Annotated in this window: 14 protein-coding genes and 1 riboswitch; of the genes, 4 read left to right on the top strand and 10 right to left on the bottom strand. The window is 44.8% G+C overall.

Translation table 11 applies throughout. The annotated features are described in order from the left end of the window. Window positions 1-6 precede the first annotated feature (6 nt). The 7 genes from BN6539_RS18100 to BN6539_RS18070 all read right to left on the bottom strand — a co-directional run bounded on the left by BN6539_RS18100 (window position 7) and on the right by BN6539_RS18070 (window position 6,500). Window positions 7-1,005 (bottom strand): cobalt-precorrin 5A hydrolase, encoded by a 999-nt coding sequence (locus BN6539_RS18100; protein WP_067541591.1) that lies wholly within the window; start codon window positions 1,003-1,005, stop codon window positions 7-9. Continuing rightward, window positions 1,005-1,754 carry a precorrin-4 C(11)-methyltransferase gene (gene cobM / locus BN6539_RS18095; protein WP_067541590.1) on the bottom strand — a complete coding sequence of 250 codons (750 nt, stop codon included), beginning with the start codon at window positions 1,752-1,754 and terminating at the stop codon, window positions 1,005-1,007. Before cobM ends, BN6539_RS18100 begins: the two co-directional genes overlap by 1 nt. Before the next feature lie 3 nt (window positions 1,755-1,757). Continuing rightward, window positions 1,758-2,444, bottom strand: a complete 687-nt coding sequence (cobI, locus tag BN6539_RS18090) for a precorrin-2 C(20)-methyltransferase (protein WP_067541588.1) — start codon at window positions 2,442-2,444, stop codon at window positions 1,758-1,760. A 246-nt stretch (window positions 2,445-2,690) separates the two neighbouring features. Further along, the gene (gene cbiD, locus BN6539_RS18085) at window positions 2,691-3,827 is read right to left on the bottom strand and encodes a cobalt-precorrin-5B (C(1))-methyltransferase CbiD (protein ID WP_067541586.1); all 1,137 of its coding nucleotides are present in this window, start codon (window positions 3,825-3,827) and stop codon (window positions 2,691-2,693) included. 146 nt (window positions 3,828-3,973) lie between these two features. Then, window positions 3,974-4,165: riboswitch (cobalamin riboswitch) on the bottom strand. Between the two features lie 57 nt (window positions 4,166-4,222). Further along, a complete protein-coding gene (locus tag BN6539_RS18080; RefSeq protein WP_067541584.1) occupies window positions 4,223-4,774 on the bottom strand; it encodes an NUDIX hydrolase in 552 nt (183 codons plus the stop codon). A 10-nt stretch (window positions 4,775-4,784) separates the two neighbouring features. Further along, on the bottom strand, window positions 4,785-6,101 hold the full coding sequence (miaB, locus tag BN6539_RS18075; RefSeq protein WP_067541582.1) for a tRNA (N6-isopentenyl adenosine(37)-C2)-methylthiotransferase MiaB: 1,317 nt from the start codon (window positions 6,099-6,101) through the stop codon (window positions 4,785-4,787). A 21-nt stretch (window positions 6,102-6,122) separates the two neighbouring features. Then, a complete protein-coding gene (locus BN6539_RS18070; RefSeq protein WP_067541578.1) occupies window positions 6,123-6,500 on the bottom strand; it encodes an HsmA family protein in 378 nt (125 codons plus the stop codon). Window positions 6,501-6,738: 238 nt separating this feature from the next. Here BN6539_RS18070 and BN6539_RS18065 point away from each other — a divergent pair, with 238 nt between their 5' ends. The 4 genes from BN6539_RS18065 (at window position 6,739) to BN6539_RS18050 (ending at window position 9,933) form a co-directional block, all read left to right on the top strand. Further along, window positions 6,739-7,050, top strand: coding sequence for a rhodanese-like domain-containing protein (locus BN6539_RS18065; RefSeq protein WP_067541576.1), 312 nt, complete (start codon window positions 6,739-6,741; stop codon window positions 7,048-7,050). 9 nt (window positions 7,051-7,059) lie between these two features. Then, complete coding sequence (locus BN6539_RS18060) at window positions 7,060-8,754, top strand: FAD-dependent oxidoreductase (protein ID WP_067541574.1); 1,695 nt, start codon at window positions 7,060-7,062, stop codon at window positions 8,752-8,754. Further along, the gene (locus BN6539_RS18055) at window positions 8,751-9,560 is read left to right on the top strand and encodes a helix-turn-helix domain-containing protein (protein WP_067541573.1); all 810 of its coding nucleotides are present in this window, start codon (window positions 8,751-8,753) and stop codon (window positions 9,558-9,560) included. The genes BN6539_RS18060 and BN6539_RS18055 overlap by 4 nt, the downstream gene beginning before the upstream one ends. 70 nt (window positions 9,561-9,630) lie before the next feature. Then, entirely contained in the window at window positions 9,631-9,933 is a 303-nt protein-coding gene (locus BN6539_RS18050) for an antibiotic biosynthesis monooxygenase family protein (RefSeq protein WP_067541572.1), read from the top strand. Window positions 9,934-9,982: 49 nt separating this feature from the next. Here BN6539_RS18050 and BN6539_RS18045 read toward each other — a convergent pair whose 3' ends face one another. From BN6539_RS18045 to BN6539_RS18035, 3 genes are read right to left on the bottom strand one after another with little or no spacing between them, the layout of a single operon-like run. Beyond that, window positions 9,983-11,317, bottom strand: coding sequence for an amidohydrolase (locus tag BN6539_RS18045; RefSeq protein WP_067541571.1), 1,335 nt, complete (start codon window positions 11,315-11,317; stop codon window positions 9,983-9,985). 13 nt (window positions 11,318-11,330) lie between these two features. Then, entirely contained in the window at window positions 11,331-12,542 is a 1,212-nt protein-coding gene (locus tag BN6539_RS18040; protein ID WP_067541569.1) for an MFS transporter, read from the bottom strand. A gap of 1 nt (window position 12,543) precedes the next feature. Beyond that, on the bottom strand, window positions 12,544-13,689 hold the full coding sequence (locus BN6539_RS18035; RefSeq protein ID WP_187375536.1) for an MFS transporter: 1,146 nt from the start codon (window positions 13,687-13,689) through the stop codon (window positions 12,544-12,546). Between the last annotated feature and the right edge of the window lie 7 nt (window positions 13,690-13,696).

Here is a 13,696-nt window from a genome sequence, read left to right as displayed (position 1 = left end):
CGATATTCAAAACTTACACTTCCAATCCTTCATAGCCAGGGCGCAGGTCACGCCGCTGCCACTGGTCTTTGATAATATTCTTCTGCCGTTTCCGCTTCCAAGACAGGCGCTGCGCTCACAGATGTTATCCACGCCGGTAACGCTTTTTACAAACTCCGAAACCTCAAAATCGCCCGTTGCCGTGGACAGTTCCTCGGCATTGTAGGTGACGAATGGAATTTGGTATTTGTCGCTGAAAGCCAAAATGCATTTTTCGTATTTCTTAATATCAATGGATGCAATCTTCTCTATGGCATGAATGGACACCTTGTTTTCCTCTAAAACACCCAATACAAACTTCTCAAATTGTTCGATACTGGTATTTTTGCGGCAGCCTATTCCCATGGTTACGATTCTGGGTACCATATTGAAGGTCTGTGGAAAGGGCTTTAATTGATCAGAAAGGCTGACACAGATTCCAATTTCTGCAGCATCTAAAGTCAGTTCTTTCGGTACTTTTCCTTCAAAAGGAAAACCGCTTTCAAATCCCACCTTTTCACCTCTCAAAATCGCCGCTGAAATGGTTTTGATACAGCTTATGTCGACAATTTTGCAGCCTGCATATTTGCTCCATACATCTACAGCAAATTTCTCGTTGATATCGGTCGCTGTAGTCAGCACCAATGTGGCATCTAACAGAGAAGATATTCTCTCCCCCGCCTCATTGGCCCCTCCCAGATGCCCAGATAAAATGGGAATCACAAATTGTCCAAATTCGTCCATGACGATGACTGCCGGATCGACATCTTTTGATTTAATTAACGGCGCAATCATCCTGACTGCAATGCCTGCAGCGCAGATAAATATAAAGGTGTCTTTCTGATCGAAGTGTTCCCTTAAATAGTCTTTGGCGCTGCCTTTGTTATCAAAAAGGTCTACATTGCATTCGCAACTGAGGCGGTCAGAAACCTTTGCTGCCAGGTGTCTTCCCCGATCTGTAAAAGCAAGAATTCCTATCTCTCTCATTATTTGCTCGCCTCTCTGAATAAATGAGTAAAGGATGGGTCATAGAGCTTTGACCGCTCATATTCGCTGCCCAGGAATCCGCCTACCATAATCAGCGCCATTTTGTTAATGCCATTTTCTTCGGCCGCCTTTGCGATTTCTTTGACCGTCGTTCTCACAACCTTTTCGTCCGGCCAGGTAGCCTTGTATACGATAGCAGCCGGAGAATCCGGCGCATATCCGCCTTCTATCAGCCTCTCAGAAAGCTCCGCTAGCATGGTAGATGTGAGGAATACCACCATAGTTGCACCGTGAGATGCCAATTTAGAGATTTCCTCTTTTTCCGGCACAGGGGTCCTGCCTGCCATTCTGGTCAGGATTACGGTCTGACTCACATTTGGCAAAGTATATTCTGCATTCAGCGCAGCAGCCGCGCCGATGAAAGAACTGACGCCCGGAACGGAAACATATTTCATCTCTTCTCTGTCGAGGATGTCCATCTGTTCTCTGATGGCGCCATAAATACAAGGATCTCCTGTATGAAGTCTGACGACTTCTTTTTCTTTATTTTCTTTCATCACGCTGGTGACTTCCTCTAAAGTCATTTTGGCACTGTTATAGATCTTACAGCTCTCTTTCGCGTAGTCCAAAAGGGCCGGGTTTACAAGAGACCCTGCGTAGATGATGACGTCAGCTTTTTTGAGAAGTTCTGCGCCTCTCACCGTGATTAAGTCTGCGGCCCCAGGACCGGCTCCGATAAAGTATATCATTGTTTATTTCTCCTTTTGTCTGTCCTCTGAATGAATGACAATTAATGAAAAGTAGCTGGATTGCTCTTTCAGATCGATCAGATTCTTGTACACTTTTTCATTCTCCATAGTAGCGCACTCTACCATCATAGCATTCTGGCGGATGAGATCATCTCTCAGCGCCATAATCTTTTTGCCTGATTTCATCAAAACTCTGGTTCCCTCTAGTTCTTCCGCCTGATGTCCTTTATAAGTGGCAGGTATGATGTGCAGCATCTCATCGCGTTCGCAGAGAGAAGTGTTGAGACTGGCTGCCGCTCCGCAGAAGGAGGGGATGCCCGGGATAATGGCTGTATCAAACCCTTGTTCTGTCAATCTTCGATGAACATACATGACTGTGCTGTAAATGGCAGGGTCTCCTAAAGTCAGGAATGAAACGGTTTTGCCTTTAGAAAGCAGCGCGCCTATTTCCATTGCGGACTGGTCGTGATACCGGTCTAACTGTTCCTTATCTTTAATCATTGGCATGTCGCATTCCAAAAGAGTTTTTCCCTCTATGTATGCACCAGCAATTTTCAGAGCGATATTCTCTGAGGCACCGCTTCTTGGCACCGCAATAACATCGCTGTTCTTCATGGTGTTGATGGCCTTTAGTGTAATCAGTTCCGGATCACCAGGTCCAACACCTACTGCAAAAAATTTACCTCTCATTGTTTCTCCTTAATGGTTCTGCCCCAAATCTCTGATTTGGCTAGGCAGACCTTATGCTGTAAATCCCCAAGAGTGTGAGCACTTGTGCGAAACACTATTGGCTGGATTTTGTCGTATTATGGTTCTGCCCCAAAACTTGTTTTGGCTAGGCAGACCTGGCCCGATTTTGTAAAGCAAAATCGTTGGCAGGTCCCCTGTCAGGAGTGCAGCACTTTAGCGCGGCACTCTACGGCTAAATCCCCAGCTTTAGCTGGTTAGGGCTTTGTGGTATCGCATCGCCATATCATCTGCTCCGGGGCTTTTAATAATATGGTCTCTATCTGATGTAAACATGACGATTTCTATCTCTGCCGCCCCCTTGAGACGAAAGCGCAGATGATAGAGTACCTTCTCTAAGATTCTATTCTTCACCGCCTCATAATAGGACATGTCTTTTATCAAATCAAAGGCTTCATCAGTCGTAACACAGTTCATAATCTGCCCTACAGTCTGTGGATCAGCTCCGCAGATTGCGCTGTGAACACCGATTACCTCCATTCTGCAGTCTGCATAAGAAGAATGGGTATTCATGACGCCAGCGGCGATTTTAATCAGTTTCCCCGTATGACCTACGAAGAGGATTCTTTTAAAGCCTTTGTAGCGGATATAGTCCAGGGCTTCGCCGATGTAATTTGACACGGGCACGGATCGCTGGATATCTAACTGCAGATACTCCTGACAGAACTCTCTGCCGTAATTGCCTGGCGAAATGAGAATGTTCTCAGAGTCTTCGGCATACTGTTTATCAACCACTGCTTTGATGGTGTCTACCAGTGCTTTTTCGCTCATAGGATCGACGATCCCTGTCGTACCTAAGATGGAAATGCCATCTACAATGCCTAGTCGCGGATTATAAGTCTTTTGGGCAATTTCAGCCCCGTCCGGCACTGAAATCGTAATCTCCAGTCCGCAGTCCGCATTGTAGCTCTGTAAAATGCGGCGAGCATTTTCCCTTATCATCTTTCTTGGAACTGGATTGATTGCCGGCTCTCCCACCTTACATTGCAGGCCCTTGGCCGTAACCAGTCCTACACCCCGGCCGCCAATGAGCAAGATGTCCGCTTCCCGTTTCTTCACCTTCGCAAAAATCTTCGCTCCATGGGTTGCATCGGGATCATCTCCGCCATCTTTGGTGACGGAACAAGTGACTGCATCTTCTCTCATATCGATGTCCTCTATGGTAAAGACCGCCTTCTCCCCCGAGGGCAGCGTAATATCCGCTCTCTCTACGCGGCTGCCCGATAAGAGCATCTCCGCCGCCGCTGCGGCGGCTGCGGTGGCACAGCTGCCAGTAGTATATCCAAATCTCAGCGCTTTTCCATTTTTAACTGTGAATTTCTCCATGTATTTCCCTACTAAATCATATTATTTGTATACCTAAGAAATACAGATTTCCTAAGTACACAAAAACCCGAATCTCCAGGACTCGGGTTTTTAATATCTTCCAAAATAAATTCTCCAATATTAACCTAAAACTCATATCCTGTGACTTTTATGGCCAAATATTGGGATGTCTTCCGACTTTGATCTCTAACGTTTCCGATGCACCTTCCCAAGACCTCCCTCAGTGGCTGGCTCTCGCCTTGCATGAAACTTAATCATTACGGCAGCAGGACTGTTCAGGTCTTTCACCTGATTCCATATTACAACTTGTTCTGTCAACCAATATTTCTATTCAATTTCAACAGTAAAATTATATTATATATTGCCAGCACTGTCAACTGATTGGAAAGAAACTTTCACAGTTTCATCAGCTTTTTATATACCCATTTCATCATCCACGGCTCGCTGACGCACTTGTCCAGTTCACTTATGTAAATCCACCTGACATCACTGTTTTCATCAGCTTTGATTGTGAGTTCCTGTCTGTCATCGGCCTCTAATAGATAAGTCAGATTGAGATGTAAATGAGACGCTACGTATGCACCTCTTTTGATATGTCCCTCTACGGTGATGATTTCAAGAGAACAAGGCTCATCTTTCACCGCTTTCATCTTCTCAATCCCTGTCTCCTCTTTGGCTTCTCTAATGGCCACTTGCAGCAGATCCGCCTCTCCATCAGCGTGACCGCCAGTCCAAGCCCAGGAATCATAAATATTGTGGTAAGCCATCAAGACTTTATCTCTACTCTCATTTATAATCCAAGAAGACGCAGTAAAGTGAGCGATTTGGTTGTCACGAGTCAGACAATCTCCATTGCTTTTTAAAAAACGAAGCATGATTTCTCGATCTCTTTCTTCTTGCTCGCAAGCAGGTACGTAAGTTTCTATTGTACGCTTCAGTTTCTCCATCAAATCTCTCCTATTTCACTATTCTGCCGTCCAAGCTGAAAGTTTTTCCCTCTATGATTTCTACATCGACGAGATTTCCAACCATATCTTTTGTACCTTCAAAGTTAACTAGTTTAAAGCCGTCGGTTCTTCCAGAAAAAGTTTTGCTGTTGGTTTTACTTGCGCCTTCAACCAGAACGCGTTCCACTCTGCCAGCATACTCCCCATTTTTTTCTGCGCTGATTGCGTTGATCAAATCGACAAGACGGTTAAATCTCTCGTGCTTTACTTCCTCCGGTACCTGGTCTTCATATTTTTCTGCCGGTGTTCCTTTTCTAATGGAGTACAAGAAGGTAAAGGCAGAGTCGAATCTCACCTTTCTGACCAAATCCAGGGTTTCCTCAAAATCCTCCTCGGTCTCGCCGGGGAATCCTACGATGATATCGGTAGACATGGTGATGCCTGGTACGGCCGCTTTCAGTTTTGCAACCAACTCCAAATACTGTTCCTTGGTATATCTCCTGTTCATTTTCTTTAAAACACGGCTGCTGCCAGACTGCACCGGCAAGTGGATGTTCTTACAGAGCTTGTTGCAATCCACGAAAGCTTGAATCAGCCTGTCTGACAAATCTTTTGGATGGGAAGTCATAAAGCGGATTCGTTCAAGCCCTTCTATCTCATTAAGCCTGTAGAGCAGTCTCGCAAAATCAGTTTGCTCATCGCCTCGATAAGAATTGACATTTTGCCCTAGCAGCATGATTTCTTTTACTCCGTCTTCTACAAGAGATTTAACTTCTTTGATGATTTCTTCTGGTTGCCTGCTCCTTTCTCTGCCTCTGGTATAAGGGACGATACAATAGGTGCAGAAATTATTGCAGCCAAACATGATATTGACAAGGGCCTTGCAGTCAAAGAGACGTTTCGCCGGAAGGCCTTCTACGATGTCACCGCCATCAGACCAAACTTCTATTTGTTTCTTTTTCTCATTTAAAGCATTGTCAACTAGTTCTGGAAACTGATGAATATTGTGGGTTCCGAATATGATATCTACCCAAGGATATTTGGCTTTGATGGTGTCGATGACATGCTGCTGCTGCATCATACACCCACAGACACAAACCACAAAATCCGGATTCTCTTTCTTCCTGCGTTTCAGCTGCCCCAGGGTTCCAAAGAAACGCTTGTCAGCATTTTCTCTGACACTGCAGGTATTAATAATCGCCACATCTGCATCCCGCCGTTCTTTTACTGGTTCAAAGCCCTTTTCCAGCAGCATGCCTGCCATGACTTCAGAATCGTGTTCATTCATCTGACAGCCAAAAGTTGTTATGTGAAATGTCTTGCTCATTAAATCTTCTCCTTATTGTAATTAACCTCTCATACCGATAAACATGCCGAGAATGTATGGTACCAGCCAGATCAGCCATACTACAATGCTGAACTTATGGAAGCTGCGCTGCTTTCGTTCATCCTTTTTGCCTAATACAATACTCGCCCACAGTGCATGGAACAACATCAAAACGATGGCCAATGCACCGGTAATTCCATGGGCACTCAGAAGTCCAGCTCCTTTTGCCATGCTGGACATAATAGACGTTCCGGTTGTATCAAATAGCAGACCACACCAAAAAAGAATCACATGCTTTTTTTGCAGGGTTCCACTGCGTCTCTCAGAAAATACGCCCATAGTATAGAATACAAGTGCCGCTGTAATAGTGATAATCGCTAGTATTAATTTCATTGTCATATGCAAGTCTCCTCTATTTTCTCAACTGAAATTTTAGTATATCATAAAATACGGCAGAATTACAATACGAAGCATAAATTTTGACTGCAGAAGACGCAATTCGCTGCTCTGCGGACTGTTTAACAGACTCATAAGGTTAAGCCTGATTTTGATATCGACATCTTTGTAACAAAGTCACTGTAAAAAGGGTTTTTTTGGGGTATGATAATACTATCAAAACAGCAAAAGGAGAGTTAAAATGTCAATATTTAATCTTTTTAATAGAGGCAGCAAATTCAGCGAAGGAATTGAAACAGCCAGAAAAACAGCAGGAGCCGTCCTTCTTGATGTAAGAACAAAGGAGGAATATAAAACAGGTCATGTACCAGGTGCTGTCAACCTCCCTCTCGACAGCCTGCACAGCGCCAAGCTGGATAAGAGCAAGCCTTTATTCGTCTACTGCCTCAGCGGAGCAAGGAGCAGCAGGGCCTGTTCCTATCTCAAAGATCAGGGTTATGAGACTACAAATATCGGCGGTATTTCAAGTTACAGCGGAGATTTAGAAAGGTAAAGGTATAATATGAAAGTTTTAATCATCGGAGGTGTGGCCGGCGGCGCAACAGCAGCGGCCAGGCTCCGCAGACTCAATGAAAAGGCAGAGATTATCGTTTTTGAGAAGAGCGGTTATGTATCCTATGCCAACTGCGGCCTGCCCTACTACATCGGCGGGATCATCGAAAACAAAAAAGCATTGACTCTGCAGACGCCTGCAAGTTTTAAGGAAAGGTTTAATATTGATGTCAGAGTAAACAGCGAAGTCTTGTCAATCAATCCAAAAGAAAGGACTTTATTTATAAAAGATTTACAGTCAGGAAAAACATATACAGAAAGTTATGACAAACTGATCCTCTCTCCAGGAGCAAATGCCATCAAACCTGCTCTTCCGGGCATAGATTCGGACAAGATCTTTACCCTGCGAACCGTGGAAGATACGTTCCGCATCCGTGAGTACATAGAACGGCAAAAACCATCTTCTGCCGTCGTAGTAGGCGGAGGATTTATCGGCCTTGAGATGGCCGAAAACCTCATACAGGAACAGATTCATACCACTTTGCTGCAGAGAAGCAGTCAGGTCATGCCGCCTCTGGACTATGACATGGCATGCCAGCTTCACGCCTATCTGCGTAGCCAGGGGCTGGATCTGCGTCTCAACAGTCCCATCGCAAGTTACGAAGAAATGGCAAACGGCATCAAAATCCACTTAAAAGACGGAACTGCTCTGGAAACAGATATGGTTCTTCTTGCCATCGGCGTATCTCCGGATACCCAGCTTGCCAAGGAAGCCGGTCTGACGTTGGGCGCTAAAGATGCCATTGTGGTGGATGAACACTTGCAGACCTCAGATAAAGATATTTACGCGGTAGGCGATGCCATCCAAGTATCCCATTTTGTCAGCGGCCTGGAAGCAGTGATTCCTCTTGCAGGACCAGCAAATAAACAAGGCCGAATTGCGGCGGATAATATCTGTGGCCGTCAAAGTACATATCAAGGCAGTCAGGGATCATCCATCATCAAACTCTTTGATATGACCTGCGCTTCTACCGGGCTCAACGAAAAGACCGCTCAAGCTGCAGGAATCAAATACGATAAGGTTATCAATTTCTCGCCGTCCCATGCCACCTACTATCCGGGCGCCAGCGATATGACCATCAAGACGCTCTTTGACCCTGAGACAGGTAGAATTCTGGGCAGTCAGATTGTCGGTTTTGACGGTGTAGATAAACGAGTAGATGTCTTGGCTACAGCAATACGAGGCAGTATGACCGGCTATGATCTGGCCGAATTGGAGTTGGCTTATGCACCTCCATTCTCCTCAGCCAAAGATCCAGTCAATATGGTTGGTTTCGTCATTGAAAATATCCTGGAAGGCAGAGTGAAACAATATCACTGGGAAGAGATCAAAGAGCTGCAGCAAGATGGCAGCGTTACGCTTTTAGACGTGCGGACAGAAAGCGAATACAGGGAAGGTGCCTTGGCGGGCAGCATCAATATTCCACTGGATTCTCTGCGGGAAAATCTTCATCAAATTGAAAAAAATAAGCCAGTATACGTTAATTGTTACAGCGGACTTCGAAGTTACGTTGCCTGCAGAATTTTATCCGAACTTGGCTACTGCTGCTATAACTTGTCCGGAGGCTATGGTTTCTACGAGTACATACTTTACGACAAGTCCTTTGACGACACGGCAAGACACGGCTGCGGGGTAAAGATATGATTCCCATCACCCGCTATAATATAAAAAATCCAGCTCTTTCCCCATGGATCAAATTCATGTGGCACCTCAGGGCCGAAAACGCAGACTTTCACTATAAACTTCTGCCCACAGAGAATATTGATCTCCTATTAAATCTTGGGAGTGACCTGATTTACGAGAGAAAGGGCGGTTTCATCACTGCCCCGCCTTTCCATATCAATGGCCTGCGCAGTAATCCCAGCTTTATACATCAGCAAGGCAAGGTCAATATTTTCGGCATCGCTTTTCGTCCCTTTGGTCTATTTCCCTTCGTTCACGAATCGTTGGCGGGGCTGCAGGATTCCATCGTCAACCTGCAGGAACTATGCCCGGGCCTATATGATAAGCTGCATTCGGCAGTCAGTGAAAGGGATATAGAAACTGTAATTACCGCCATTGAACAAACTTTGATCGAGCAATTGACAGTAAATGCCGCCTTTGAAAAAAATGCGAATCAATTATCTGCGTTCCTGTACGCTGATGAGACTCTAACGGTACAGTCCTTTTGCAGGGAAAAATCCATCAACATTAAAACCTTTGAAAGATATACGAAAGCTTATACGGGATTTACACCCAAAACACTGATTCGTATCATGAGATTTCAAAAGAGCAGCAATCAATTATCCCATCAAAAAGAACATAGCTTTGCAGACATCACTTATGACAATCATTTTACAGACCAGTCTCATTTTTTAAAAGAGTTTCGCCGTTTTTCCGGCACGACTGCGGGCAAGTTTCAAGCAGAAAAAATAACAGTGAAGGAAAATGCTCAATATAAATATTTCTAATCTGTCGATTTTTTACAATACCTCTTATTTATTCTCATGTAAACTGAAAGGAAATAAGGAGGATTTTATTATGATAACAGAAATCGTAACAATGAAAACAATTGAGGATATTTCAAGAGAAGAATTCTTGGCCATCGTAGATGGACTTGAAAAGAATTTCCATTCAAAGCAGGATGGTTTTGTGGATACTGAACTTTTGGAGGATAAAAAAAACGGTCAGTGGCTGATGATACAGCATTGGGATTCTGCAGAGCAGTTAAAATCCGCTTCACAGAAGATGTTTTTAGATGAAAATGCTGCATCCTTTATACAGGCTCTCGACCGCACTACAGTAAAAATGCAAATCTTGCCGCAGATAAAAATCTGGGGATAGACCAAAGGGAAGAATCCCACAAATTATCGTGGGATTCTTCCCTTTTCTATTACTGATCAAATTCCTCAGCTGCCTTTTGCACTAATTTTTCATCTGTCAAAAAGTCATACACTGCACCAGCCATGACTTTAGCTGCACGCATCATACATTTGCTGCCTATGCTGCTGCCTGCGAGAGCCGTCACCTGCCAACAGTGCATAGGCATGCCCACAGGAGGCAGGGAAACCAGAAAGGTTCCAAAAGGCACCTCCTGACTTACATTTCCCGCATCATCTGCCGGGAGGTAGATCAAATCATCCTTCTGCACCATACCCATATGCAGATGGTCTTCAATCTGCTCTCTATCGATATTGTAGAAGGACGCTACTTTTTTCTCGGCGCCTTTAGGCAAAGTCTCTGCCAGCTTTATCACAAACTCCTTTTCATCGTCCGTATATTCAGGTCGTGGAAGGAGCTGCAAATTATGCTTCAAAACCTCGATAATAACAGGATTTTCTTTGTCACTATACAGCTCCTCTTCCATCTCTATGGTAAAATCAGTTCCTGCGATTTTAGCACAGCCTTCAGCGATTTCTGTCAGCCGTTCTTTGATCTTGAGCAGAACATCCACATCAGCGGCTCTGGTCTCACAATAGACAGAAGTTTTCTTTGGCAACAGATTTGCTGTTTTTCCTGTATCACTCATATAGTAATGCAGTCTGTGATAATCCCAGATGTATTCTCTCATAGCATTGATGCCGTTAATCATCAGATTTGCCGCCTGTAAAGCGCTTCCCCCATAGTTTTTCGCTGCCACAGAATGACCTGTTTCTCCCGAGAATTCTACTTTCATCATGGTCAGGCCGCTGTAGTAGTTTTTGCATGAAATTCCTGTAATATCTTGTGGGTGCCAGATAATAGCAATGTCCAAATCATCAAAAACACGTTCTTTCTGCATCAATATTTTTCCGCTGTACCGCTCTTCGGCAGGGCATCCATAATAACGAATCGTTCCCCTAAGATTTTCCCGACCATAGATTTCTCTCAAAGCATCCACTGCTGCTACGCCCGCAGTTCCAATCAAATTGTGGCCGCAGGCATGACCCGGTGCATCAGTATCTACGGGTTTTCGAACAGTACATACCTGTTGACTCATATCGGGAAGTGCATCATATTCGCCCAAAATACCGATGATAGGGCTTCCGCTGCCGTATTCGGCAATGAAAGCCGTTGGCACTCCTCTTACACTGCTAATTCGGAATCCTTTGCTTTTGAGGAATTCGCTCTGTCTCTTGGCCGCATACGTTTCATGGAGTGCAGTCTCGGGTCTGTCCCAGATGTCTTTTGCCATGTCGGCATAATCCCTAGTGTTTTCATCTAAAAACGTCATTAAATTTTCTTTCATTGTCCCCTGCTCCTTACACCTGTGTTTTGTTATTTCTGAAGAAGATGCATGCCAGCACCAAAGTGACCGAGGAGAGAATTGCGGCACCGTAGAACACGCCTGTCAGATTCCACTGTACAAAGATCCACCCGAAGATAATCGGTCCCACGGCCTGGCCTGCTCTTTTGATCAGGTTGGTCACGGAAATGAATGCGCCTCTGACTTCCGTATCCGCAAGCGGCAGGATCATCGCCATAATCGCCGGCATATTGAGACCGATGCCCATACCGAAGACGGCGCTGCAAAGCAGTGCGCCATTAATGGTAGTTGTCTTTGCTCCGATGATAAATGCTACAATAAATATCACCAGTGCAGCGATTTCCATCCATTCCGCCGAGAATTTTCTCGAAAGTGGTCCCAGGAGCGCTGACAGGATACAGCTGGTTATGGCCATGACGGACATGACAATTCCAATCATATATACTTTATCCAGCACAGCGATAACCATGAAAGGCATATATACCAGGAAACATCCGCTGAGCATGGCATAAACGCAGAAGTTGATCAAAGGAAGGATGACAGCTCTAGGCTGCTTGAAGCACTTGAGAGCATCCTTCAGATAAGGAAGAAGTTTTTCCTGTTGCTTCTGCATTTTTGGTTCATCCATTCCGAAGAAGACGACCAATGCCGCAGGAATAGCTACCAGTATGATCAGATACGGATACTTCCATCCATAACCCGCCAGCCAGCCTCCAATCAGAGGGAAGATCGCCAGGCCGATGTTCAGTACTGCAGTATTGATTCCCATGACGTCAGTTCTTCTCTTCTGGGATTCGTATAGGTCACCTACCAGAACTAGAGAGATGATGACGATTCCCGGCTGTCCGCAGCCTCTTAGGAATTCTCCCAGTAGAATCATATTAAAGTTGGCTGCTGTCAGAGAAACGACGGCCGATGCTCCAAACAACAGAGTGGAAACACCCATTACTTTTTTTCTGCCAAACCGGTCCGCAATAATTCCTACCACCAGCGATAGGAAGATCATCGGCGTGGAATACAGAGTGTTCATCATGCCTACCTGATTTGCCGTAACGTTAAAGGTATCTGAAATCAGCGTATACGAGGAACTGAGAGCGTTGCTCATCATGCTGACAAAACATATTATATTTAGAATATGTAAATTCTTATCAGTCAGAAGCTTTCCTTCTTTTGCTTCTGGACGTTCTAATCTTTCTGCAATTTCCATATTATTTTCCTTTCTTGAGAAATTTCAAAGATATAATGAATACGATGACTGAAACTGTTGCTGCCGCGTAAAATACGCTGGGAAGTCCAGCCCTTACATACATGAATCCAAAGAGCACTGGCCCAATGGCCTGCCCAAGACGGTGCATCAGATTTTGTATCGAAATAAATGCACCTCTCACATGATCTGGTGAAAGCGGTAGCAGCATAATCATCTGAACCGGCATGATGATGCCGATACCCAGTCCAAACACAGCGCTGAACATCATAGCAGTCAGCACGCTGGTCACATTTGCGCCGATGATAAAGGCGATGGCAAAGAGTACAAAGGTGATTCTCACCAGGTTCTCTTCTCCCAGCTTCTTGATCAGAGGTTCTACCATCACAGACGGAATGCAGCTGAAAACAGACATCACCGCAAAGATGACTCCAATCCAGGACGGATCTTCCAGGATAAAGGCCGCATACACCAGAAAGCAGCCTGCCAACAGAGTGTATACCGCAAAGGATACTGATGAGATCGCTATCACTCTCCCGTTTTTATAGTAGGTCAACGCCTCTTTAATATATGGCAGGATCTTGCCCTGCTCTTTTTTAATCTCTGGTTCATCGAGACCGAAAAAGGCCAGCAGTGCGATAGGAATCGCGGCAAAGATCACGAAGTAAGGATATTTCCAGCTCATCCCCGCCAAAATGCCTCCGATGATAGGGAAAACCGCCAGACCTGCGTTCATAATAGCCGTGTTGATTCCCATGACGTGATTGCGATTCTTATCAGTGTAAAAATCTCCAATCAGTACGATGGTCACGATGGCTAGCCCTGGCTGACCAATTCCTCTCAACAGTTCACTGAAAAGAAGAATAGCATAAGTGTCAGCGTTGACTGATAAAATAGCGGAAAGACCAAAGATGAGCGCTGAAAGACCCAGAATTCTTCTTCTGCCGATTCGATCGGCAATGATTCCCACAACTGGTGACAAAATAACCATGGGTATGGAATATACTGTGGTAAGTAGACCCACCTGATCAGCGGTAATCTGAAAAGCATCACCAATGGCTCTGAATGCTGGGTTCAACACATTACTCATGATGCTGACGATGCTGATCAAGTTCAAAATATGAAAGTTCTTATCTCTTAATAAATTCATGTATTCA

It is taken from the genome of Emergencia timonensis (assembly GCF_900086585.1).
In the GTDB taxonomy this organism is placed as follows: domain Bacteria; phylum Bacillota; class Clostridia; order Peptostreptococcales; family Anaerovoracaceae; genus Senimuribacter; species Senimuribacter timonensis.
Note: the sequence above shows the minus strand (reverse complement) of the source record. Positions and strands in the feature narration are given on the sequence as shown.